We start from the raw sequence: 21,766 nt of genomic DNA, 5'->3' as shown, positions 1-21,766 counted from the left end.
ACGAGGCCCGAGGCCCGTCCGCCCGCGAGGCGGACGGGCCTCGCGTTGCTTTCACCGCTTGTCCGCCGCGCACTCCTTGCCGTCCTTCGGGACGGTGCCCTCCAGCAGGTAGGCGTCCACGGTCCGGTCCACGCAGCCGCTGCCCGATCCGTAGGCACTGTGCCCCTCTCCCCGATGGGTGAGGAGGACGCCGACTCCCTCGCCCAGCCCGTCGGCGAGGCGCCGCGCGCCTTCGTAGGGCGTCGCCGGGTCGCCCGTGGTGCCGACGACCAGCACCGGCGAGGCGCCCTTCGCCGCCACCCCCGGGGGCTCGGCCACTCCGTCGACCGGCCACTCGTGGCACCAGCCGGCGGTGTCCCAGGCGAGGAACTCCCCGAAGACCGGCGAGATGCTCCGGAACTCGGGCAACAGCTTCCGGGCCTCCTCAGGAGTCGGCCGGCCGGGATCGTCGGCGCAGGATATCGCCCGTTGTGCGTGACCCTGCGTGCCGTAACGCCCCTGTTCGTCACGGTCGTTGTACGCGTCGGCGAGCCGGAGCAGGGCGGTTCCCGACCCTCGCTCCGCCTGGTCCAGCGCCTCGGTGAGGCGGGGCCAGCTCAGCTCGCTGTAGAGCGTGTTGATGATCCCGGTGAGGGCGTGGGACTCCGTCAGCTTCCTCCCCGACGCCGTCGGCAGCGGTTCGCGGTCGATCCGCTTCAGCAGAGCGGCGATCTCACGGCTGCCCTGCCGGGGATCGCGTCCCTCGCCGCGCAGGTAGTTGTCCAGGGCCCGCTGGAAGCCGATGGTCTGGTTCCGCGCGTGGCCGATCATGTCCGCCTCGGGGTCCACCGCGGCGTCCAGGACGAGGCGCCCCGCCCGGCCGGGGAACTGGTGGGCGTAGGCGGCGCCCAGCTGGGTGCCGTAGGAGATCCCGAAGTAGTGCAGGGTCCGGTCTCCGAGGGTGTGCCGCAGCAGGTCCAGGTCGCGGGCGGCCTCGGCCGTGCCGACCCGGGGGAGAAGGTCGCCGGCGCCCTCGGCGCAGCCCCGGCCGAAGTCGGCCGCGTCCTCGAAGTAGACCTTCTCCTCGGCCGCGTCGTCCGGCGTGAGGTCCACCCGCGCCTCCGAGGCGGCGACCTCCCGGTCGTCGCGGCACCGGATGCCGGAACTTCCTCCCACGCCACGGGGATCGAAGCTCACCAGGTCGTACCGGGCGCGGAGCCGTTCGTACCCCGGGGCGAAGGCCGGGAGCATGTCGACTCCGGAGCCGCCGGGGCCGCCGAAGTTGAAGAGCAGGGAGCCGATGCGGCGGTCCTCGGGACCGGTGGTGTCCGTCTTGATCAGGGCGATGCCGAGGGTGTCGCCCCGTGGTTCGGCGTAGTCCAGCGGGACCCGCAGGGTGGCGCAGCGCCATGCGGAGCCCGGCGCGGGCGTACCGGCGCGGGCCTTGCAGGCGCCCCACTTGAGGCGTTGGGCCGTCAGTTTCTCCGGCAAGGGCGGGTCGCCCTTCGCCACGCCCGGACCCGGCGCCGGGGTGGTGGGTCCGGAGGAGCCCGGAGGGGCGTCACCGCCGGTGGGCGGCGGAGACTCGGCCTCCGGGCGCTCCTCGGCCGTGCAGCCGAGCGTGGCGGTGGCGACGAGCAGGCCCGCGAACAGCAGGGTGGCAGCGCGCAGCAGGCGTCCAGGCTTCATGGTTTCCCCCGTGATTCCCCAGCCGTACCGGGAGTTCGGGACGGCTTCGCCATCGTAGGGATGGCTACTGAGAGTGATCAAGGGGGAATGGGTGGGACTTCTGGAGCTGGTGAGTCCGTATTCGTAAAGGGGCAGGTGGAAGGCGGTTCACGGCTGCGAGAAGGCGTGAGGTTTACTTTCGCGGGCGGCGGCGCAGAGTAGCTGTTTCGCGCGAGCGGGCGTCCCGCTGATATGCGGGGCCGCGGACGGAGATGGGCGGTGGCGGGAGCCAACAGCGCTCCCGCCACCGCCCGTGCGGCCCAGCTCGGAACCTTGTCAGGAGCAGACGGTCCCGCTCTGCGGCACGGTTCCGTTCAGCAGGTAGCCGTCGACCGCCTTGCGGACGCAGGCGTTGCCGCTGTCGTAGGCGCCGTGGCCCTGGCCCTTGTAGGTGATCTCGATCCCGACGCCCTTCCCGAGCGCCCTGGCCATCTGCCGCGCGCCCTCGTAAGGGGTCGCGGGGTCCCCGGTGTTGCCGATGACGACGATGGGCGCGGAGCCCTCGGCCGACACGTCGGGGTGCTCGGCCGCGCCGGACACCGGCCAGTCGGTACAGCTCAGCAGACCCCAGGCGAGGAAGTCGCCGAAGACCGGGGAGGCCTTGCGGAACTCGGGGAGCTTCTCGCGGACGTCGGCCTCGGTGTAGCGGGGCTTGTCGTCGGCGCAGTTGATGGCGATGTTGGCGGCCTGCAGATTGCTGTAGCTCCCGTTCAGGTTCCGGCCGGTCATGCTGTCCGAGAGGGCCAGCAGGATGCGTCCGTCCCCGTCGTAGGCGTCCTCCAGACCCTGCGTCAGGTACTCCCAGAAGTCCTCGGAGTAGAGGGACTGGGCGATGCCGTTCAGGGCGGCGGACTGGGTCAGCTTGCGCTCGCCGTCCGCGGGCAGCGGCTTCTTGTCGAGCGAGGCCAGCAGGTCGGCGATGCGTTTCTTCACGTCCTCGGGGTCCGAGCCGACCGGGCACTCCTCGGTCGTCGCCGTGCACGCCTCGGCGTAGTTGTCGAGCGCGAGCTGGAACCCCTTGGCCTGGCCCAGCGAGCCCTGCTCGGCGTTCTGCGTCGGGTCCACGACCGCGTCGAAGACCGCGCGCCCGACCTTGTCCGGGAACAGGTGGGCGTAGACGCCGCCCAGCTCGGTGCCGTAGGAGATGCCCATGTAGTGGAGCTTCTCGTCGCCGAGCACCTGGCGCATCAGGTCCATGTCGCGGGCCGCGTCGGTGGTGGCCACCTGCGGCAGGACCGTGCCGGAGTTCTTCTCGCAGGCGTTGTTGAACTGCTTCGTCCGCTTCATCAGGTCGGCCCGTTCGGCCGCGTCGTCAGGTGTCGAGTCGGCCTGGAAGAAGTCGTCCAGCTGCTCGTCGTCGAGGCAGGTGACCGGTGAGCTGCGGCCCACCCCGCGAGGGTCGAAGCTGACCAGGTCGTACCGCTTGCGCAGCGTCTCGTAGCTGTCGCCGAAGGCCGGGAGGGTGCTCACCCCGGAACCGCCCGGTCCGCCGAAGTTGAAGATGAGCGAACCGATGCGCTGGTCCTTGTCCTTGGCGCTGGTCTTCGCCCGCACGAGCGCGAGGTCGAGGGTGTCGCCGTCCGGGCGGTCCCAGTCGAGAGGTGCCTTCATCGTCGCGCACTGCCACTCGGTGCCGCCCGGCAGCGGCGAGGGCGCCGTACCGCCGCCCTGGGCGTCGTCGGGGGCCTTGCAGTTCGACCAGTCGAGCTTCTGCGAGGCGAGCCCGCCGGCCGCCGTGGAGCCGTTCTGGCTGCCCGGCTCGTCGCTCCCGGAGTCCGAGCAGGCGGAGACCGAGGCGGCGACGGCGAGCACCAGTGCGGTGGAGAGCAGGAGGGTGCGGCTGCAGTGGGGGCGAGTCGGCATGCCCCCCATCCTGCGCGTCGCACCTCCCCGGCGCGCGGGGCGGGGTCCGTGCGAGTGAGTACGCCCCCCCCACGCCACGGGCACGCCCCCGCGCTCCGAGCGCCCTACAGATACCCCTTGCGCGTCAGCTGGTTGAAGAACAGCCACCCCGGGAGCACCGGCAGCCACAGCGTCAGCAGGCGGTACAGCAGCACCGCCGGGGCCGCCACCTCCTTGGGCAGGCCGACCGCGATGAGGCCGACCGTCAGCGTGGCCTCGACCGCGCCGACGCCGCCGGGCGTGGGGGCGGCCGAACCGAGGGCGTTGCCGGCGAGGAAGACGACGGCCACGCCCGCGAGCGAGACGGTGGTGCTCCCGTCGCCGAAGGCGCGCACCGAGGCGAAGAGGCACATCACGAAGCAGGCGGTCAGCAGCAGCATGCCGCCGATGCCGGTGAGCAGCTTCTGCGGCCGCTGGAGCACGTCGAGCATGCGCGGCACCACACCGGCGAAGAGCGACCGCACCCGCGTGACGATGAACTTCCGCAGGAACGGCACGGCGGTGACCACCAGCACCAGCACGGCGACCGTGAGAAGACCGGCGATCACCGTCCGGGACGGGGTCAGGGACGGCGTCTTCTCGGTGCCCGTGACGTAACCGAAGAGGAGCAGCAGCAGGATGTGCGACCCGAGCCCGAACAACTGGGACGCGCCGACGCTCGCCACCGCGAGCCCGGGGCGTACGCCGGAGCGCTGGAGGAAGCGGGTGTTGAGCGCCACTCCGCCGACGGCCGCCGGCGCGACGATCTTCACGAAGGAGCCGGCGACCTGGGCGCCCACGGTGCGCAGGAAGGAGACCCGCTCCGGCACGAAGCCGAGCAGGCTCATCGCCGCCGCGAAGTAGCTGAGCGCGGAGAAGAGGACGGCCGCCGCCACCCAGCCCCACTGGACGTCCGAGAAGAGCGTGCCGAACTCGATGTGGGTCAGCTGCGACAGCAGGAAGTACGCGCCGATCGCACCGGCGATGAAGCTGACCAGGGTGCGGGCCTTGATCCGCTCCAGCCGCGCCGGCTCGACCGGGGCCTGTGGGCGGATGCGGAGCACCTGGTGGCGGATCTGGGTGAGCAGATCCTCCTCGCGGGCCTCGTCCAGCGCCTCGTCGATGGCGCGCTTCTCGGCCTGCTTCTCGGCCTTGACGGTCTTGCGGTCCTCCTGCTGGCCGGTCTCCCGGCGGAGCTGCTTGGCCTCCTGGGAGGCGTCCAGCACGGCCTCGCGTTCGCGCTGCGAGCGCTCCCGGGCGAGCCGGCGCAGGGTGGACCGGGTCGAGCGGGTCAGCGCGATGGGCTGGAGCAGGGGCAGGCAGTCGGCGATGGTGTCCGGCCCCAGCACGGCGACGGCCGCGGCCACCGAGCGCTCGGCCCCGACCCGCAGCCCGAAGGTGGTCAGGAGCTGGGCGATGTCCATCCGCAGGACCAGCTCGCCCGCGGCGATCTCGCCGCCGCGGAGGTCGGTGATGATCACCTTGCCGGAACGATCCACCAGGATGGCGTCCCCGGCCAGCCGCCGGTGGGCGATCCGGCGCGACTGGAGCGCCTTCACCTGCTGCCAGGTGTCGCGCATCAGCTCGTCGGTCACCTCCTCGTCGGCCAGGGAGTCCAGCGAGCGGCCGCCGATGTGCTCGTAGACGAGCATCACGGCGTCCGGGCCCAGCTCGGAGGTGGCGATGAGCTTCGGCGCGTTGGCCCCGGCGGCGATGGCGGCGTAGGCGAGGAGCGCCTCCTGTTCCAGCGCCTGGCGCAGGGACTGGAGGCTGCGGCGGGTGGTGATGGTGCGCAGCGTCATCCGGCGCCACACCCGGTAGAAGAAGCCGTGCGCCTGCTGCTCGCGGTCGACCACCGTCACGTCGAGCGGAGGGCCGTCCTCCAGGGTGACGAAGTAGCGCCGGCCCCGGTCGCCGTGGTCCGGCGGTGTCAGCCCGGCCCGTCCGGCCAGACCCCCCGGAGGTTCCGGCACGTCCTCGGCGCGGGCCGCCGCGACCGGCCGGAAGCCGACGTGACGCAGGCCCGCCAGCAGCGTCTGGCCGGTCGGCCGGACGTTGGGCGAGCCGACCGTGTACAGCGTGCCGTAGGCGACGCTCCAGCCGATCAGGATGGTCAGCGCGATGGAGAACGGCGTGGTGTAGCCCGTCACCAGCATGGCGAGCGCGTCGAGCAGCAGCACCACCCAGAGCACCACCCGCCACCGGGGTCTGCGCGCCATGCCGACGGCCGTCATGTACGCGATGACCGGGGCGAGGTAGCCGTGCACCGGGTCGGTGAGCGCGTGGATGTCACCGGGGGAGGGCTGGGTCAGAGCGTCCTGGATCGACCCGGGGGCGGACTTCGCCACCCACAGGTCGGTGGCGAGGGTGACCCCGTGGGCCAGCACCGCCGCCAGCACGCCGTCGGCGATGCGCAGGCCGTCGCGTTTGATGAGCCGCTCGATGGCGAAGGCCACCGGGACCAGCAGCACCGCGATGCTCGACGCCAGGCCGGCGAACTTGATCAGCAGGTCGGGCGCCTGGCCGGTGCCCTCGCGGATGTCCTGCTCCAGCCCCGAGGTGGTGCCGTGGGCGAACGCGGCCACCGCGAGCAGGACCGCGATGGCCAGGACGCCGATGAGCAGGCGCATCAGGTCCGAGGGCCGGTGCACCCGGGCCGCCAGCAGCGGCTCGTCCACCTCGACCTGGTCCCGCTCGGTCTCCTCCGGGGCGTTCTCCGGCCGGGGATATTTCAGGAGGCTGGGATGCGGGTCCGCGGAGGTGGCGCCATGGTCCACGCCGGTGCGCGCGGGCGCGCCGGAGCCGTCCGCGTGTGCGCCCCCGTCGGCCGGGCCACGGCCCGCGCCCTCGTCGTCGCCGGCGCTCATCCGGCCGCCCCTCTCCCCGTCGGCGGGACGGCTGCCGGGTACGGCCCGGGCGGCATCGTCGTCATCCGGACGCGGCGGCACCGGTGCCGTGCTCCGTCGTGCTTCGGCACTCACACCCGTCCGTTCCGTCGTGTCCTGTCGATCTTGTCTCACCTGTCATCGCCCGCACGATGGTGGCACGAGCGGGCGACACCGCGGGGCATGAGGGGGCAATGCACGCTGGCGAATCCGCTCTGATAAGCCTCATGGCCCCCCTTTCGGGTCCCGGCCACGAGCTCCGGCCCGCCCCACCGTCCACCGGCTTCGAGCCGCGTCGGGCGGGCTGTCGGTGCCGTGCGGCAGGATGGACCGGGTGAGCCAGGACACCCCGCCGTCCGCCGAACCGCCCGCCCTGCCGCCCTACGCCGAGCGGGTGCTCGACGTGGCCGAGCTGATCCCGCCCGGCCGCGTGATGACCTACGGCGACATAGCCGAATGGCTGGAGGAGGGCGGGCCGCGCCAGGTCGGCCGCGTCATGGCGCTCTACGGATCGGCCGTGCCGTGGTGGCGCGTCGTCCGCTCCGACGGGGCGCTGCTCCCCGGTCACGAGCGCCGTGCCCTCGCCCACTACCGCACGGAAGGCACCCCGCTGCGCGAGGCCCGGAGGACCGCCGGCTCCCCGGGCAGCGCACCCCGCCTCGACATGCGCCGCGCCCGCTGGGACGGCACCACCGGTGACACACCTCACTCCTGACACCCGCTCCGTACCGCCCCGCGCCGGGCCCCACCAGGCTCCGCCGCGCTGACCGGTGCGGTTGGCGCGACACCGGTTCCGGCCGGGTCCGCGCCCGCGAGCGCCCGGCGCGCGCTCCGGGGCGCACGGCAGGGCAAGCCCGCCGGACGCGCTGCCGCTCGGGGTACGGTCGGTGGTCGGCACCTGGCCGCCAGGGACGCAGCGGGCAGCCCGGCGGACGGGGCCGGCGCCCCTCTTCCCCCGGCCCGCACCGAGCGCCTTCCACCAGCACACCCACCAGGACCGGCGATGCACGTGAGCTCCTCTCCTCCCAGCGGCAGCCTGCCTCAGCAGCAGGCGCGGCAGAGGGCCTCCGGCACGTACCGACTGGTCCGTTCCGCCCCCGTGGCGGAGGAGCCCCCTCGACTGGACGCAGCCCAGCGGGCCGTGGTTGACCATGGGGCGGGACCACTGCTCGTCCTCGCCGGCCCGGGCACCGGCAAGACCACCACCCTGGTCGAGTCCGTCGCCGCGCGCCTCGCCGCGGGCACCCCACCCGAACGCATCCTGGTCCTCACCTTCAGCCGCCGCGCCGCCGTGGATCTGCGGGACCGCATGGCGCAGCGGCTCTCCACCGCGACCGCGCCGCGCGCCACCACCTTCCACTCCTTCTGCTACGCCCTGGTCCGCGCCCACCAGGACGCCGACCTCTTCGCCGAACCCCTGCGGCTGCTCTCCGGACCCGAGCAGGACGTCACCGTCCGCGAACTGCTCGCCGGACAGATCGAACTCGGACGCCAGGGCCGCGCCCGCGTGCACTGGCCCGACGAACTCCGCGCCTGCCTCACCACCCGCGGCTTCGCCGACGAGGTCCGCGCCGTCCTCGCCCGCTCCCGGGAACTCGGCCTCGGCCCCGACGCGCTCGCCGAGTTCGCCCGGCGCGGCGGCCGCCCCGACTGGTCCGCCGCCGCCTCCTTCCTCGCCGAATATCTCGACCTGCTCGACGCGCAGGGCACCCTCGACTACGCCGAGCTCGTCCACCGCGCCGTCCTGCTCGCCGAGAGGCCCGAGACCGCCCGGCAGCTCGCCGAGACCTACGACGCCGTCTACGTGGACGAGTACCAGGACACCGACCCCGCCCAGGTCCGGCTGGTGCGGGCGCTCGCCGGCAACCACGGTCCCGCCGTGCCCGGAGCGGGCGGCGGGCGCACCCTGGTCGCCTTCGGTGACCCGGACCAGTCGATCTACGCCTTCCGCGGCGCCGACGTCAACGGCATCCTGGAATTCCCCGAGACCTTCCGCCGCGCCGACGGCGCGCCCGCGCCCGTCGCCGTCCTCACCACCGGGCGCCGCTCCGGCGCACACCTGGTCGAGGCCACCCGGCTCGTCACCCGCCGCATGCCGCTGACCAGGCTCTCCGCCGACACCGTCCGTGCTCATCGCTCCCTCAGCCCGGCCCGGGACGGGGGCCGCGTCGAGGCCTACACGTACCCCACCACCGGCGCCGAACTGGACAACATCGCCGACATCCTGCGCCGCGCCCACCTGGAGGAAGGCGTCCCCTGGGGGGAGATGGCGGTCCTGGTCCGCTCCGGCGGCCACACCATTCCCGCCGTCCGCCGGGCTCTCACCTCGGCCGGGGTGCCGCTGGACATCGACGGCAACGACCTCCCGCTGCGCCACGAGCCAGCCGTCGCCCCGCTGCTCACCGCGCTGCGCGCCGCCGCGACCGCCGCCCTCCAGGACCGGGCCGAGGAGGAGGCGGGGCCCGTACCCGAGCCCGAGCCCGACGCCGGGACCCAGGACACCGCCCCCGCCTGGCTCGACACCGAGACCGCCCTCACGCTGCTCGCCTCGCCGCTCGCCGCCCTCGACGCCGCCGACCAGCGCCGCCTCGGACGTGCCCTGCGCGACGAGGAACGCGCCGCCGGAAACCTCCTCCCGCCGCCCTCCGACACCCTGCTCGCCCGCGCACTCGCCGAACCGGAGCGGCTCGTCACCCACGAGGGGTACGCCCACGGCGCGCGCCTCCTCGGCGAGCTGCTGCGCCGCGCCCGCACCCTCCTCGCCAAGGGCGGCAGCGCCGAGGAGGCGCTCTGGGAACTGTGGGACGGCACCACCTGGCCGCAGCGGCTGGAGCGGTCCGCCCGCCGGGGCGGCGCCGCCGGACGCAACGCCGATCGTGACCTCGACGCCGTCTGCGCCCTCTTCGCCACCGCCGCCCGCGCCGAGGAACGCACCGGCGGCCGGGGCGCCCTCAACTTCCTCGCCGAGATCGAGGCGCAGGACATCGCCGCCGACACCCTCACCCGCCGCGCTGCCCGCCCCGACGCCGTCCGCCTCATGACCGCACACCGCTCCAAGGGCCTGGAGTGGCGGCTCGTCGTCGTCGCCGGGGTCCAGGAGGGCGTCTGGCCCGACCTGCGCCGCCGCGGCTCGCTGCTGGAGGCCGACCGCATCGGACGCGACGGCCTCGCCGAACCCCTGCCCCCCGGCGCCCTCCTCGCCGAGGAACGCCGCCTCTTCTACGTCGCCGCCACCCGCGCCGCCGAACGCCTCGTCGTCACCGCGGTCAAGGCCCCGGCCGAGGACGGCGACCAGCCCTCGCGCTTCCTCACCGAACTCGGCGTCGAGCCGAAGGACGTCTCCTCGCGGCCCCGCCGCCCCCTCGCGGTCGCCGCCCTCGTCGCCGAACTGCGGGCCACCACCGTCGACCCGCGCGTCTCCGCCACCCTCCGCGAAGCCGCCGCACACCGCCTCGCCAAGCTCGCCGCCCTCACCGACGAGGACGGCCGGCCCCTCGTCCCCACCGCACACCCCGACCGCTGGTGGGGGATGCGCGAACCGACCCGGTCCCAGGTGCCGCTGCGGGACCGCGACGCCCCCGTCGTCCTCTCCGGCAGCGCCCTCGACCAGCTCGCCAACACCTGCGCCCTCCAGTGGTTCCTCGGCCGCGAGGTCAAGGCCGACGCCCCCGCCTCGGCCGCCCAGGGCTTCGGCAACGTCGTCCACGTCCTCGCCGACGAGGTGGCCTCCGGCCGCACCCCGGCCGACCTCGACGTCCTCATGGAACGCCTCGACTCGGTCTGGGACGCGCTCGCCTTCGACGCCCCCTGGAAATCCGTCCAGGAGAAGGAGAACGCCCGCCAGGCCCTGGAACGGTTCCTGGAGTGGCACACCCTCGACCGGGCGGGACGCACCCCCGTCGCCAGCGAGCACGACTTCGACGTCACCCTCGGCGCCGGGCCCTACGAGGTCCGCATCCGGGGCAGCATGGACCGGGTCGAGCAGGACCCGCGCGGCCGCGCCTACGTCGTCGACTTCAAGACCGGCAAACAGGCGCCCACCGCCGCCGAGGTCGCCCACCACCCCCAGCTCGCCGTCTACCAGCTCGCCGTCACCGAGGGTGCCGTCGACCCGCTCTTCGACGGCGTACGCCCCGAGCCCGGCGGCGCCGAACTGGTCCACCTGCGCCAGCCCGCGCCCAAGAAGGAGGGCGGCGACGCCCTGCCCCGGGTGCAGCACCAGCCCTCGCCGGAGGGCGAATGGGTCGGCGACCTCCTGGCCACCGCCGCGGGCAAGGTCCTCGACGAACGCTTCACCCCCACCACCGGACAGCACTGCGCCCACTGCTCCTTCCGCTCCTCGTGCAGCGCCCGGGAGGAGGGGCGCCAGGTGGTGGAGTGAGCGAGGCCGCCCGCTCGGGGCCCTGGGCGCGCCGGCACCCGCACCCCCGGCGCGCACCCCGGCTCCCCGGCGCTCGGTGACCGACCACACAACCCCCACCACACCCCATCTGACCAGGCAGAACGCTGAACCGCGCCGCTGCTTGGAAACCAGGTGTCGTACGGCGGCGCTAGCCTCGCTGGCATGCCCGCACGTATCAGCGACCCCGAGCAGCTCAAGGAGCTCCTCGGTATCCCCTTCACCCCGGAGCAGATGGCCTGCGTCACCGCGCCGCCCGCTCCCCAGGTGATCGTCGCGGGAGCCGGCTCGGGCAAGACCACGGTGATGGCGGCCCGCGTCGTCTGGCTCGTCGGCACCGGGCAGGTCGCGCCCGAACAGGTCCTCGGGCTGACCTTCACCAACAAGGCCGCGGGCGAACTCGCCGAACGCGTCCGCAGGGCACTGACCGAGGCCGGCGTCACCGAACCCGAGCCGCTCGCCCCGCCGGGCGCCGGCCCCCAGGACGAGCACACCCCCGGCGAACCGGTCATCTCCACCTACCACGCCTTCGCCGGACGGCTCCTCACCGATCACGGACTCCGGCTCGGACTGGAACCCAGCACCCGCCTGCTCGCCGACGCCACCCGCTTCCAGCTCGCCGCCCGGGTGCTGCGGGAGGCGCCCGGAGCCCACCCCGCGCTGACCCGCTCCTTCCCCGACCTCGTCGGCGACCTGCTCGCCCTCGACGGCGAGCTTTCCGAACACCTCGTCACCCCCGACCGGCTGCGCCACCACGACGAAGATCTGCTCGGCACCCTGGAGAGCACCCCGCTCACCAACCCCGACCTGCGCAAACTCCCCGAGGTCGCCCGCGCCCGCCACGACCTCGCCGGGCTCGTCGAGCAGTACCGCAGCGCCAAACGCGACCGCGACCTCATCGACTTCGGCGACCAGATCGCCCTCTCCGCCACCCTCGCCGACCGCCACCCGGCAGTCGGCGCCCTGCTCCGCGAGGAGTTCCGGGTCGTCCTCCTCGACGAGTACCAGGACACCTCCGTCGCCCAGCGCATCCTGCTCGCCGGACTCTTCGGCCACGGCACCGGCCACCCCGTCACCGCCGTCGGCGACCCCTGCCAGGCCATCTACGGCTGGCGCGGCGCCTCCGTCGCCAACCTCGACGACTTCCCCGACCACTTCCCCCACGCCGACGGCACCCCCGCCGCCCGCCACTCCCTCAGCGAGAACCGCCGCAGCGGAGGCCGCCTGCTCGACCTCGCCAACACCATGGCCGCCCCGCTGCGCGCCATGCACACCGGCGTCGAAGCACTGCGCCCCGCCCCCGGCGCCGAACGCGACGGCATCGTCCGCTGCGCCCTCCTCGACACCCACGCCGACGAGCTGACCTGGCTCGCCGACCGGATCGCCCACCTCGTCGCCACCGGAACACCACCCGGCGAGATCGCCGTGCTGTGCCGGACCGCCGGCGACTTCGGGGCGATCCAGGGCGCCCTGGTCGACCGGGACGTCCCGGTCGAGGTGGTCGGTCTCTCCGGCCTCCTCCACCTGCCGGAGGTCGCCGACCTCGTCGCCGTCTGCGAAGTGCTCCAGGACCCCGGTGCCAACGCCTCTCTGGTCCGCCTCCTCACCGGCCCCCGCTGGCGCATCGGCCCGCGCGACCTCGCCCTCCTCGGCCGCCGCGCCCGGCTCCTGGTACGCCGTGAGCGCGCGGGCGGCGACGACCCCGACCGGCGGCTCGCCGAAGCGGTCGAAGGCGTCGACCCGGCCGAGGTCATCTCCCTCGCCGACGCCCTCGACACCTTCCTCGACGGCTCCGCCGACGACGAGCTGCCGTTCTCCGCCGAGGCCCGCGTCCGGTACGCCCAGCTCGCCACCGAACTCCGCGACCTGCGCCGCTCCCTCGCCGACCCGCTCATGGACGTCCTGCACCGCGTCCTCGCCACCACCGGCCTCGAAGTGGAACTCTCCTCCTCCCCGCAGGCCCTCGCCGCCCGCCGCCGGGAGACGCTCTCCAACTTCCTGGACGTCGCCGCCTCCTTCGCCGCCCAGGAGAAGGACGCCTCCCTCCTCGCCTTCCTCGGCTTCCTGCGCACCGCGGCCCAGTACGAGAAGGGCCTCGACAACGCCCTCCCGGGCGGCGAGAACACCGTCAAGGTCCTCACCGCCCACAAGTCCAAGGGCCTGGAGTGGGACGTGGTCGCCGTCCCCGGACTGGTCGCCAAGCAGTTCCCGAGCGAGCAGGGACGCGAGAAGTGGACCGCCCAGCCCCGGGTCCTCCCGCACTCCCTGCGCGGCGACGCCGCCACCCTCCCGGATGTCGGCGCCCTCGACTCCAAGGGCCTCAAGGCCTTCACGGAACAGATGCGCGGCCACCAGCACACCGAGGAACTGCGCCTGGGATACGTCACCTTCACCCGGCCCCGGAAGCTGCTGCTCGGCTCCGGCCACTGGTGGGGCCCCACCCAGAAGCGCACCCGCGGGCCGTCCGACTTCCTGCTGGCCCTGCACGACCACTGCCTCGCCGGACACGGGGAGACCGAGGTGTGGGCCGAGCGCCCGGACGCCGCCGCCCAGAACCCGGCACTGGCCGAGCCCACGGCCGACCTCGCCTGGCCGCTGCCGCTCGACGAAGTCGCCCTCGACCGCCGCCGGGCCGCCGCCGCCACGGTCCGCGCCCACCTCGACGCCCTGGCCTCCGGAGCCCTCGCCACGAGCGCCGTCGAAGAAGAGGCCGCCCCGGATGCGGCCGTACCCGCGCATCCCGCACCCGGAGAACCGGACGGCCCTCCCGAGGATCTGGAACCGCAGCCCGAGGACGAGGAGAGCCACGAGGACGGTAACTGGGAGTCGTGGACCACCGCCCGGCCGGCCACCACCCCACCGCCCGTAGCCGTCACGGAAGCGGTCACCCCGGCGATGCCTGCCGCGACCGACTCCGCCGCCACGGAAGGCCCCACCCCGGAGGAGGCCCGCCTCATCCACTCCTGGGACCAAGACCTGGAGGCGCTCAGCGGCGAGCTGCTGCGGGCCCGCCAAGGAACCCGTGATGTGGTGCTGCCCGCCTCGTTGACCGCCTCCGAGCTGATGAGGCTCGCCGCCGACCCCGCGGGGTTCGCGGCGGAACTGGCCCGGCCCATGCCCCGGCCCCCGCAGCCCGCTGCCCGGCGCGGCACCCGCTTCCACGCCTGGGTCGAATCCCGCTTCGAAGACGTCCAGCTGCCGATGCTCGACCCGGAGGAGCTGCCCGGCCACGACGCCGACATCGCCGACGAACACGACCTCGAAGCCCTCAAGGAAGCCTTCGAGCAGACCGAGTACGCCCATCGCACCCCGCTCGGCGTCGAGGTCCCCTTCCAGCTCACCCTCGCCGGACGCACGGTCCGCGGCCGCATGGACGCCGTCTACCGGCTCGAACCGGACACCGCGACCGGCACCGGACCGCAAACGCCCGTGTACGAGATCGTGGACTGGAAAACCAGCCACACCCGCGACGCCGACCCGCTCCAGCTCGCCATCTACCGACTCGCCTGGGCCGAGCACCACCGGCTCCCACTCGAAGCGGTCACCGCGGCCTTCGTCTACATCCGCACCGGGGAGACCGTCCGGCCCCGCCACCTCCCCGGCCGACGAGAGATCGAGCACATCCTCCTCGGCACGACGCCTGGCCCATCCCCGGAACAGCCGCCCGCACCCCACGGAGCGCCGGAGCCTGCGCAGCGGATCGGAGAACCACCGGACCGGTCCGCGGCCGCCGCCCGATAGGCTCTTGACATGAGCGAGACCTTGGACAACGCCGTCCGCACGTACATCGAGAACCACCGCGCCGCCTTCCTCGACGACCTCGCCGAGTGGCTGCGCATCCCCTCCGTCTCGGCCCAGCCCGAGCACGGAGCCGATGTACTGCGCAGCGCCGAATGGCTGGCCGCCAAGCTCCGCGAGACCGGGTTCCCCGTCGTCGAGATATGGCCGACGGACGGCGCCCCCGCCGTCTTCGCCTCCTGGCCCTCCGACGACGCGGACGCGCCCACCGCCCTGGTCTACGGCCACCACGACGTGCAGCCCGCCGCCCGCGAGGACGGCTGGGAGACCGACCCCTTCGACCCCGTCGTCCGGGACGGCCGGATGTACGGACGAGGCGCCGCCGACGACAAGGGCCAGGTCTTCTTCCACACCCTCGGCCTGCGCGCCCACCTCGCCGCGACCGGCCGCACCAGCCCCGCCGTCCACCTCAAGCTGCTCATCGAGGGCGAGGAGGAGTCGGGCTCCCCGCACTTCCGCCGGCTCATCGAGGAGCGCCGCGACCGGCTGGCCGCCGACACCGTCCTCGTCTCCGACACGGGCATGTGGTCCGAGGACACCCCCACCGTCTGCACCGGCATGCGCGGACTCATCGACTGCGAGGTCACCCTCACCGGCCCCGGCCAGGACATCCACTCCGGCTCCTTCGGCGGAGCCGTGCCCAACCCGGCCACCGAGGCCGCCCGGCTCGTCGCCGCCCTCCACGACGACCGCGGCGCCGTCGCCGTCCCCGGCTTCTACGACGGCGTGATCCCCCTCACCGACCGGGAACGCGCCCTCTTCGCCGAACTGCCCTTCGACGAGGAGCAGTGGCTGCGCACCGCCAAGTCCCACGCCACCAGCGGCGAGGCGGGCCACACCACACTGGAGCGCATCTGGGCCCGCCCCACCGCCGAGGTCAACGGCATCGGCGGCGGCTACCAGGGCCCCGGCGGCAAGACGATCATCCCCGCCACCGCGATGCTGAAGCTCTCCTTCCGGCTGGTCGCCGGCCAGGACCCCGCCCGCATCGAGGAGCAGGTCCGCACCTGGATCGCGGAGCGCCTCCCCGCCGGAATCGGCCACACCGTGACCTTCGGCGGCGCCACCCGCCCCTGCCTCACCCCGCTCGACCATCCCGCCCTCCAGTCCGTCGTCCGCGCCATGAGCCGCGCCTTCCAGCGACCCGTACTCTTCACCCGTGAGGGCGGCTCCGGCCCCGCCGCCGACCTCCAGGACGTACTCGACGCTCCCGTCCTCTTCCTCGGGATCTCCGTCCCGTCCGACGGCTGGCACGCCCCCAACGAGAAGGTCGAACTCGACCTCCTCATGAAGGGCGTCGAAACCGCCGCCCACCTCTGGGGCGACCTCGCCCAGCAGGGACGCCATGCCCCCTGAGCCGCCACACTCCGCCTCCACCGCCGGCCACCCCGACACCGCGGCCCCCGCGGACCAGGAGCGACCGCACCCCGCGCCCGCCCCGGTCACCCCGGCAGGACGCACGGAATCACCCACGCCACCGGGGAGTTGGAACCCACTGTGACCACCTGGACCCACGAACCCAAGGAACCGCTGCCGCTCACCGCACCCAGCGGCATCGACCGGGCGGCCCACCACCGCCTCGACGAGGCATGGCTGGCCGCCGCCTGGAGCCACCCCACCACCCGGGTCTTCGTGGTGTCCGGCGGCCAGGCGCTCATCGACGAGACGGAGGACGGCACCACCGAACTGGTGATGACCCCCACCTTCGAAGCGCCCCTCACCCGCTCCCACCGCTACTTCCTCGGCTGCGACGAGGACGGCGTGAGCTACTTCGCCCTCCAGAAGGACTCCCTGCCCGGCCGCTTCGACCAGTCGGCCCGCGCCGCCGGCCTGCGCGAAGCCGGCCTGCTGCTCTCCCCGCGCGACGCCGGGCTCCTCGTCCACGCGGTCGCCCTGGAGAACTGGCAGCGCCTGCACCGCTTCTGCTCACGCTGCGGCGAGCGCACCGTCATCGCCGCCGCCGGACACATTCGCCGCTGCCCCGCCTGCGGCGCCGAGCACTACCCGCGCACCGACCCGGCCGTCATCATGCTCGTCACCGACGACCAGGACAGGGCGCTGCTCGGCCGGCAGGTCCACTGGCCCGAAGGCCGCTTCTCCACGCTCGCCGGTTTCGTCGAACCGGGGGAGGCCATCGAGGAGTCGGTGCGTCGCGAGGTCTTCGAAGAGGCCGGAGTGACCGTCGGCGAAGTCACCTATGTGGCCAGCCAGCCCTGGCCCTTCCCGTCCAGCCTCATGCTGGGCTTCACCGCCAAGGCCACCTCCCCCCACATCACCGTGGACGGCGAAGAGATCGAGGAGGCCCGCTGGTTCTCCCGCGAGGAACTCCGCACCGCCTTCGAAACCGGCGAGGTCCGCCCGCCCTACGGCATCTCGATCGCCGCCCGCCTCATCGAGCTTTGGTACGGCGAGCCCCTCCCCAAGCCGGGCGTCGGCCGCTGACCCGCCCCGGGGACCGCCCGGCTCCCGGCCGCATCCGGTGACGATGCGGCCGGGGACGCGCCGGGACGCGGGTCAGGCGCCGAGCGCCTGCTTGACCTGAGCCAGGCTCGGGTTGGTCATCACCACCGGCTCACCGCCGGCCTTGGGGACGATCTGCAGCGTCGGCACGGTCTGGTTCCCGCCGTTCGCCTTCTCCACGAACGCGGCCGACTCCGGGTCGTGCTCGATGTTGACCTCTTCGTACGCGATGCCCTCGCGGTCCATCTGGCTCTTCAGCCGACGGCAGTATCCGCACCAGGTGGTGCTGTACATCGTCACAGTGCCCGACATGTCCCGACGCTCCTCGATCGCTCTGCCGTGTACCCGGACGGGCACACGCGGTGAACTCCGCCGGGCTGAGGCGCCCGGTGGCAATGGATCGAACGTAGCCGAGAGCGACGAGATTCCCGCCGGGGTGGTCCACCACACACCCGATTCATGTGATCAGTACGACCGGAAGCCCTCCCTGTGGACGGACCCCAACGCCCACCCCGGCGAACCTGGCAGCATGGCGGGGTGACATCCGCACCGCACACCCCATCCTTCCCGCGCGTCCCGGAATCGGCCGACGACGTGCTCGCGGGCCTGGACCCCGAGCAGCGCGCCGTGGCCACGGCACTGCACGGGCCGGTGTGCGTGCTGGCCGGAGCCGGCACCGGCAAGACCCGCGCCCTGACCCACCGCATCGCCTACGGGGTACGGACCAACCGCTTCCAGCCCACCAGCGTCCTCGCCGTCACCTTCACCAACCGCGCCGCCGGCGAGATGCGCGGCCGCCTCCGCCAGCTCGGCGCCGGCGGCGTGCAGGCCCGCACCTTCCACTCCGCCGCCCTCCGCCAGCTCCAGTACTTCTGGCCGAAAGCCGTCGGCGGGACACTCCCACGCCTCGTCGAACGCAAGGGCCAACTGGTCGCGGAGGCGGGCGCGGCCTGCGGCATCCGCCTCGACCGCAACCAGCTCCGCGACGCCACCGGCGAGATCGAGTGGGCCAAGGTCACCCAGACCGTCCCCGGCGACTACGCGGAGAGCGTCGCCAAGAGCCAGCGCCACGCCCCCCGCGACCCGGCCGAACTGGCCCAGATCTACGCCCGCTACGAACAGCTCAAGCGGGACAGGGGCGTCATCGACTTCGAGGACGTCCTGCTCCTCACCATCGGCATCCTCCAGGACCGCCGGGACATCGCCGACCACGTCCGCGCCCAGTACCAGCACTTCGTCGTCGACGAGTACCAGGACGTCAGCCCCCTCCAGCAGCGCCTCCTCGAACTCTGGCTGGGGGACCGCGACAGCCTCTGCGTCGTCGGCGACGCCAGCCAGACGATCTACTCGTTCACCGGCGCCACCCCCGAACACCTGCTGAACTTCCGGGTCCGCCACCCCGAGGCGACCGTGGTCAAGCTGGTCCGCGACTACCGCTCCACCCCGCAGATCGTCCACCTGGCCAACGGACTGCTCTCCCAGGCCCGCGGCCGCGCCGCCGACCACCGGCTGGAACTCGTCTCCCAGCGCGACACCGGGCCCGAACCGCAGCACATCGAGTACGGCGACGAACCGTCCGAGGCCGAGGGCACCGCCCGCCGCATCCGCGACCTCATCGCCGCGGGCGTCCCCGCCGGCGAGATCGCGGTCCTCTTCCGCACCAACGGACAGTCCGGCCTGTACGAGCAGGCCCTCACCGACGCGGGCGTCCCCTACCAGCTCCGTGGAGCCGAGCGCTTCTTCGAACGCCGCGAGGTCCGCGAGGCCCAGGCCGCGCTGCGCGGCGCCGCCCGCTTCGGCGGCAACGACGCCGCTCTCGACCTGGCCGACGACCTCGCCTCCCAGGTACGCGCCGTCCTCTCCGCCTCCGGATGGAGCGCCCAGGCACCGGTCGGCTCCGGTGCCTCCCGGGACCGCTGGGAGTCCCTCGCCGCGCTGGCCCGGCTCGCCGAGGACTTCGGCGCCGCCCGGCCGGACGCCTCCCTCGCCGACTTCGTCACCGAACTGGACGAGCGCGCCGCCTCCCAGCACGCCCCCACCGTCCAGGGCGTCACCCTCGCCTCGCTGCACGCCGCCAAGGGCCTCGAATGGGACGCCGTCTTCCTGGTCGGGCTGACCGAGGGCATGATGCCGATCACCTACGCCCGCACCGACGAACAGCTCGAGGAGGAGCGCCGCCTGCTCTACGTGGGCATCACCAGGGCCCGCTTCCGGCTGACGCTCTCCTGGTCGCTCTCCCGCGCCCCCGGCGGACGCGCCCACCGCGTCCCCAGCCGCTTCCTGAAGGACCTCCGGGGCGCCTCGGCGACCAGGGGAGCCTCGTCCTTCTCCGTGGCCGGTCCGGGCGGTACCTCGGCGGGCACCGGCGCACCCCGCCGGGGACCGAGGAAACCGATCCGGTGCCGCACCTGCGGCCGGAGCCTCACCGATGCCGGCGAGATGAAGCTGATGCGCTGCGAAGGCTGCCCCTCGGACATGGACGAAGGCGTCTACGAGCGGCTCCACACCTGGCGCGCCGCCGAGGCCGAACGGCTGGGGCAGCCCAGCTACTGCGTCTTCACCGACAAGACCCTGATGGCCATCGCCGAGCAGCTCCCCGAGGACGAGCCGGAGCTGAGCCGCATCGCCGGTGTCGGCGTACGGAAGTTTCGCCGCTACGGCGCCGATGTTCTCGCCATCTGTGCAGGTCAAGAGGGTGTGAGCGGGGCGGGCGAGAGCTGAGGGAAACTCGTCCGGAAAATAGTTTGCGCAGGCCCTGGGAATCCCCATAGGTTCTTAGGCACGGGAACAGGCGCTTCTTCGAAGCCCTGGGTCCGTGCTGTACTGAGTTCAACCACCGGACCGTTCGCGGTCCACGAGACGCCGAGAGGAGGCGATGGAAGTGATCAGCATCAAGACCACCAGCACGGTCGTGAAAATGACCGATCGTTCCGTCGTCAACCTGTGCATGTCCGGCGTCTCGTCCCTGGGTACCGGTATGTCCGGCCTCGCCGCCGTGCGTCCCGCGTCCCCCATTTCCCCCTCGAACCTCCCGGTCCGAGAGCGGAACGAGCGACCGACCCAGGCACCGGCAGTAGAAGCAGCGGCACAGGCGCATGCCTATGCCTTTGCGGCAGCCGGTGCCGGATTCCCGAAGACGAAGCAGCACACGATGTGGGCCTTCCGTGGGCTCGAACCCTGGAGTGATCCAGCCTGATCTCGATCAGGCAGGCGCCTTCAGGGCCGCGGAACCCCACCCGGGAACCGCGGCCCTTTTGTTTTGCCCCGAGCGGGGCGAGGCAGTGAAGGGCCCCTGGACAGGTGCAGGTACCAGCCGCCACCCGGCCCACCGGCCGGACCGACCAGACGAGGAACCAAAGCCCCGTGCAGATCGAAACGCACGTCCCGTCAGCACCGCTCACACACGAGATCTCGCCACCCGGTATCCCGGAGGATTCCACCTTGTCTTCGCAGCTCACCGCTCTCACCGCTCTCGACGACGCCATCGAGAACCTCGTCACCCCGCCGCCGTGCCGCGCCTACGACCCCGAAGTCTTCTTCGCCGAGTCGCCGGCCGACGTCGAGTACGCCAAGTCCCTCTGCCGTGCCTGCCCGCTCGTCGAGGCCTGCCTCGCCGGCGCCAAGGACCGGCGTGAGCCCTGGGGCGTCTGGGGCGGAGAGCTCTTCGTCCAGGGCGTCGTCGTCGCCCGCAAGCGGCCCCGTGGCCGCCCGCGCAAGAACCCGGTCGCGGCATGAACATCACCGGAACGATCGACCGTCCCCTCACGCACGACCCCATGAAGCAGGCCCCGATGAAGCGAGCGTCCGCCAGGACCGCAGACAGCGCGCCCGCAGGCTCCGCCACCCCTGACACCACCATCACCGGCGCGAACGAGTCGCGTCAGAACAGGACCCGAGAGATGCAACTCATTCCAGAAGCCATGGCGCGTGCGCACATGGAGCAACGCACCGCCGAGGCCGAACAGGCCCGGCCCGTGCAGCGCCTCATGGCCGCCCGGCGCATGCAGCGCAGGGCCGAGCGCGCCTCACTGCGCGCCCGGCGCGCGCTCGCCATCGCCGTCATGCACTGACCCACGGAGGTTCCGGCCGGGGGACGGCTCGGTCGGCGGTCCTGAGCAGGGCTGCTCAGGGCTGCCGTTGAGCCTGGCCTGATGTGGCTGGGGCGGGTGTCGGCTCGGTTGGCCCGGACGGGGCCGGGGCCGGTGCCCGGGGCTCCGAGATGTGGTGGGCGTGGGTGTGCCGGTCCCATAGGGGCTGGCATGCCTGCGTCGGACTGGGCTCCGGGCAGTGGCTTCCTGTCGCGGGTTCGGTCGGGCGTGGTTCGTTGCCTGGTCGGTCGGGAGCCGCGAAGCGGCGGTGGCCTGCTGGCAGAGACGGTCGGTGTGCGTCGGCCGGGGACTGGATGGCCTGGTCCGCGGTGTGGGCGGTGGGCCTCATGGCTAGGTGCGCTCACGTTGGGCGCCGGGTCTGGCCTGTGTGGCGAATGCGGACCGTCCGGACAGGGGGCGAGGCTGGGGGAGAGGGCTGGCCGGGCAGGCCGGTGGGTGAGCGGGGGCGATGTCTGTGTGGGGTAACCCTTGTTGGGGAGTCACGTTGTGTCGACTCCTCGGGCCCCCCGCCCCCCTCCCTCCCCGTC

Annotated in this window: 13 protein-coding genes; 9 read left to right on the top strand and 4 right to left on the bottom strand. The window is 73.2% G+C overall.

What is annotated here, in order from left to right; genetic code table 11:
* Positions 1–51: 51 nt before the first annotated feature.
* The 3 genes from IF45_RS0121145 to IF45_RS0121135 all read right to left on the bottom strand — a co-directional run bounded on the left by IF45_RS0121145 (position 52) and on the right by IF45_RS0121135 (position 6,455).
* Entirely contained in the window at positions 52–1,668 is a 1,617-nt protein-coding gene (locus IF45_RS0121145; RefSeq protein ID WP_030308950.1) for an alpha/beta hydrolase, read from the bottom strand.
* A gap of 315 nt (positions 1,669–1,983) precedes the next feature.
* Positions 1,984–3,570: an alpha/beta hydrolase gene (locus IF45_RS0121140; protein WP_030308949.1), complete on the bottom strand. Its 1,587-nt coding sequence runs from the start codon at positions 3,568–3,570 to the stop codon at positions 1,984–1,986.
* A 104-nt stretch (positions 3,571–3,674) separates the two neighbouring features.
* Positions 3,675–6,455, bottom strand: a complete 2,781-nt coding sequence (locus tag IF45_RS0121135) for a lysylphosphatidylglycerol synthase transmembrane domain-containing protein (RefSeq protein ID WP_008409903.1) — start codon at positions 6,453–6,455, stop codon at positions 3,675–3,677.
* Positions 6,456–6,807: 352 nt separating this feature from the next.
* Here IF45_RS0121135 and IF45_RS0121130 point away from each other — a divergent pair, with 352 nt between their 5' ends.
* The 5 genes from IF45_RS0121130 to nudC all read left to right on the top strand — a co-directional run bounded on the left by IF45_RS0121130 (position 6,808) and on the right by nudC (position 17,112).
* Entirely contained in the window at positions 6,808–7,188 is a 381-nt protein-coding gene (locus IF45_RS0121130) for an MGMT family protein (protein WP_015507130.1), read from the top strand.
* A gap of 288 nt (positions 7,189–7,476) precedes the next feature.
* Positions 7,477–10,854, top strand: coding sequence for an ATP-dependent helicase (locus IF45_RS0121125; RefSeq protein WP_078842905.1), 3,378 nt, complete (start codon positions 7,477–7,479; stop codon positions 10,852–10,854).
* Between the two features lie 183 nt (positions 10,855–11,037).
* The gene (locus IF45_RS0121120; RefSeq protein ID WP_030308945.1) at positions 11,038–14,613 is read left to right on the top strand and encodes an ATP-dependent helicase; all 3,576 of its coding nucleotides are present in this window, start codon (positions 11,038–11,040) and stop codon (positions 14,611–14,613) included.
* Between the two features lie 9 nt (positions 14,614–14,622).
* Positions 14,623–16,026 carry a dipeptidase gene (locus tag IF45_RS0121115; protein WP_030308944.1) on the top strand — a complete coding sequence of 468 codons (1,404 nt, stop codon included), beginning with the start codon at positions 14,623–14,625 and terminating at the stop codon, positions 16,024–16,026.
* Positions 16,027–16,167: 141 nt separating this feature from the next.
* A complete protein-coding gene (nudC, locus tag IF45_RS0121110; RefSeq protein WP_008409913.1) occupies positions 16,168–17,112 on the top strand; it encodes an NAD(+) diphosphatase in 945 nt (314 codons plus the stop codon).
* A gap of 72 nt (positions 17,113–17,184) precedes the next feature.
* On the opposite strand, the gene IF45_RS0121105 is transcribed toward nudC, so the two are convergent.
* The gene (locus IF45_RS0121105; protein WP_008409915.1) at positions 17,185–17,442 is read right to left on the bottom strand and encodes a mycoredoxin; all 258 of its coding nucleotides are present in this window, start codon (positions 17,440–17,442) and stop codon (positions 17,185–17,187) included.
* 225 nt (positions 17,443–17,667) lie between these two features.
* Here IF45_RS0121105 and IF45_RS0121100 point away from each other — a divergent pair, with 225 nt between their 5' ends.
* The 4 genes from IF45_RS0121100 to IF45_RS0121085 all read left to right on the top strand — a co-directional run bounded on the left by IF45_RS0121100 (position 17,668) and on the right by IF45_RS0121085 (position 21,200).
* Positions 17,668–19,851: an ATP-dependent DNA helicase UvrD2 gene (locus IF45_RS0121100; protein ID WP_051720719.1), complete on the top strand. Its 2,184-nt coding sequence runs from the start codon at positions 17,668–17,670 to the stop codon at positions 19,849–19,851.
* 160 nt (positions 19,852–20,011) lie between these two features.
* A complete protein-coding gene (locus IF45_RS32495) occupies positions 20,012–20,326 on the top strand; it encodes a hypothetical protein (protein ID WP_008409920.1) in 315 nt (104 codons plus the stop codon).
* 167 nt (positions 20,327–20,493) lie between these two features.
* Positions 20,494–20,865 (top strand): WhiB family transcriptional regulator, encoded by a 372-nt coding sequence (locus IF45_RS0121090; RefSeq protein ID WP_003950731.1) that lies wholly within the window; start codon positions 20,494–20,496, stop codon positions 20,863–20,865.
* Positions 20,862–21,200, top strand: coding sequence for a putative WhiB-interacting protein (locus tag IF45_RS0121085; protein WP_003950732.1), 339 nt, complete (start codon positions 20,862–20,864; stop codon positions 21,198–21,200). Before IF45_RS0121090 ends, IF45_RS0121085 begins: the two co-directional genes overlap by 4 nt.
* The last annotated feature ends 566 nt before the right edge of the window (positions 21,201–21,766 follow it).

Origin of the sequence: Streptomyces albidoflavus, assembly GCF_000719955.1 — a bacterium.
Classification (GTDB): Bacteria; Actinomycetota; Actinomycetes; order Streptomycetales; family Streptomycetaceae; genus Streptomyces; species Streptomyces albidoflavus.
Note: the sequence above shows the minus strand (reverse complement) of the source record. Positions and strands in the feature narration are given on the sequence as shown.